Origin of the sequence: Mycobacterium hubeiense (genome assembly GCF_002838065.1) — a bacterium.
Classification (GTDB): Bacteria; Actinomycetota; Actinomycetes; order Mycobacteriales; family Mycobacteriaceae; genus Mycobacterium; species Mycobacterium hubeiense.
Genome location: NZ_PIZU01000095.1, coordinates 1 through 2572 on the forward strand (window position 1 = coordinate 1; position 2572 = coordinate 2572).

At 65.4% G+C, this 2572-nt stretch carries 3 protein-coding genes; all 3 read right to left on the bottom strand.

The features are described from left to right. Positions 1 to 528, bottom strand: a 528-nt coding sequence (locus CWS39_RS28035; RefSeq protein ID WP_158240427.1) for a tyrosine-type recombinase/integrase, incomplete at its 3' end; no start/stop codon positions are given. Continuing rightward, a complete protein-coding gene (locus CWS39_RS28040; RefSeq protein ID WP_199178342.1) occupies positions 525 to 1478 on the bottom strand; it encodes a tyrosine-type recombinase/integrase in 954 nt (317 codons plus the stop codon). The genes CWS39_RS28035 and CWS39_RS28040, both read right to left, overlap by 4 nt. Next, a complete protein-coding gene (locus CWS39_RS28045; protein WP_102146084.1) occupies positions 1475 to 2467 on the bottom strand; it encodes a tyrosine-type recombinase/integrase in 993 nt (330 codons plus the stop codon). The genes CWS39_RS28040 and CWS39_RS28045 overlap by 4 nt, the downstream gene beginning before the upstream one ends. Positions 2468 to 2572: the final 105 nt, after the last annotated feature.

Sequence of the window (2572 nt, forward strand, 5' to 3'; positions counted from 1 at the left end):
CGTGGTGGTGACATCACTGATGCTGAGCGTGGTTATCTCCGAGACCCGAAGACCGGTTGTGACGGCGGTGAGCAGCAGTGCGTGGTCACGTCGGCCGTACCAGGTGGTTCGGTCCGGCGCGGCCAGGAGGGCATCGGTCTCGGTACGGGTCAGATACGACACGGTCATCTGGTCATGGCGGCGGTGCGGGATCGCCAAGATCTGACTGGCCGTGTGAGCGCATTCTGGGATCAGCGGCAGCGCATAGCGGGAGAACGAATGGATCGCGGCCAGCCGTGCGTTGCGGGGTGCGGTGCTGTTGTGGCGTTCGGTGTCAAGGTAGTTCAGGAAAGCTCCGATCATCACGGCGTCGAGATCATCGAGTGTCAGCTGCGCCGGGGATCTCTTGGTCTGGTCGGCGGCGAAGGTCAGCAGGAGCTTGAAGGTGTCCCGGTAGGCCGCGAAGGTCTGCGGGCTGGCCCGCAGGTGCCGCATCAGCCGGGCGGTGAAGAACCCTTGCAGCAGCGAACTCAGCGTCGGGGGGGTCATGGCGCCGGCTTCGTGGCAGAGGCTTGGGCGGCTTTGTCGAGCCGGTCGGCGGCAAGGGTGAGCAGTTCGGGCACTGCCTGCAGATACCAGTAGGTCGAGGCGGGATCGACGTGGCCGAGCCAGGGTGATAGCAGTGGCAATCGCGCTTGGACGTCTTGGCCGGCGCGGTACCAGTCGATCATCGTGGTCACGGCGAAGGTGGGGCGCAGATCGTGCAGACGGACTGGCCAGCGGCCCGGCGCGGTGGCCAACCCGGCGGCCGCGACGATCTCACGGAAGGTGGCATTGAGCCGGTCCGGGCATATCGGTCCGCGCCGGGTGTTGCGGACAACCGTTGCGCTGCTGTGTGTGCCAGCCCCGACCCATGCTTGGCGGGCCGGTAGGTAGTCGGTGACCACGGTGGCGGTGCTCGGGTGGCTGAACACCAGTCGGGACTTGCCGAACTTCGTCTCCAGCCCCTGAATCACTCCGCCGGCCAGGTTGATGTCGCTGACGGCCAGCCGGCACGCTTCGCCCGGGCGTAGCCCGGTGGCGGCCAGCAGCCCGATCAATGTTCGCCACGTCAGCGCCTTGAACGCTGGCTCCAGGATGCTTGTCGCCGCCAGCAGCGCGCAGATCTCGTTCTGGCTGAGTACATTTGGCTGCTTCGGCCGGTAGCGCCGAGGCCGGTGCTCTTCGGCCGGGATCTGCGTGAGCGGATCCAACGTATGCTGGTATCGGGCGAAGATCCGCACCGCGTCCAGCCTGCGGGCTATGAGAGTGTCGCTGACCGGAACCTTGATCGGGGTTGTGGCCCATTGGATTGCGAGGTCGTTCTGGACCCGGGTGGCTCCACGTTCCTCGCAGAACTCGACGAAGCTCAGCAGCAGCTTGCTCAGGCCTTCGAGTTTGAATCCCAGCGCCCGGCGGGTGGCGAGGTAGTCAGTGACGTTCTCGCGCAATGTTCTCATGACCGTGCCCCCGGCCACGGGCGCGCCATACCTCGACCGGCATCGGGATCTGTCTTCGCGGTGATCGTCGGCCAGGGCCGGGCCAAAGGCCGCAATGCGACGTCATCGACCTTGGCGTAGATGGCGGTGGAGCGCGCGCTGCGGTGGCGCAGCACCTGACTCACCTCCGGCAGTGAGGCCCCAGAGCGCAGCATCTGCGTCGCCAGCGTGTGACGGAAACGGTGCGCGTTGATGCGCTCCAGCCCAGCGTCTCGGCACGCCGCGGCCACCAGGTGAGCGATCACTCCGGTCGATATCGGACGCCCTGCGGGCTTGACGGTAGTGAACACCGATCGCGTCGCGCATGCCGGCCTGCCGTCGACCAGCCACGCCGCGATCGCCTCACCGGGTTCCGATGGCAGAGGCAAACGCTCCACGTGGTTGCCCTTGCCGACGATGGTGAGTTCTCCTGCCCGCCAATCGATATCGTCGAGACCAAGAGCCGCGATCTCGCCTCTGCGGAGCCCGAGTCGGGCCAACAACAGCAAGATCGCGTAATCGCGCCGATCGGTAGCAGTCCAGCAGTGACGTGACGCGACACCCAGGAGATGCTCAAGATCTGCAGCCGGTACTGCCTTGGGAAGCGACGCCAAATGCCAGCCCGCCGAAACTGGAACCGCCCCCGACAGGTCGGCCGATGCGCGGCCTGTGGCGTGGGCGAATCGCAGGAAGGAACGCACCGACCGCGCCATTGACTTCGCCGAATTCGTATTGCGGTCCCTGCAGAACTCGACCATGAACGCAGTGACCATGCCGGCATCCAGAAGGCTCACCGAGACCTCGGCGGGCTGGGCCAACATCCGAAGGAACTGCGCAACCGCCTTGCTGTAGTTGCTAACCGTCACTGGGGCCAAACCCCGCTGACGATCCAGCCACTGCTCGTACTCGATGAGCAAGTCACCGATCCACGCCGGGCGATCACCGGCATCGATACTGCGTGTGGGATCCATGGGTTCCTCCTCCTGATAGGCAAAGCAATGCACCATCAGCAAGACACACCATGTCTTCGCGCAGGCCGATTATGCCGCGCGAGCCGCCCCAGAAACCTGTGCCGA

Excerpts from the sequence above, each read along its gene's own strand:
- CWS39_RS28040 (WP_199178342.1), bottom strand. The coding sequence starts at position 1,478 with ATGAGAACATTGCGCGAGAACGTCACTGACTACCTCGCCACCCGCCGG.
- CWS39_RS28045 (WP_102146084.1), bottom strand. The coding sequence starts at position 2,467 with ATGGATCCCACACGCAGTATCGATGCCGGTGATCGCCCGGCGTGGATC.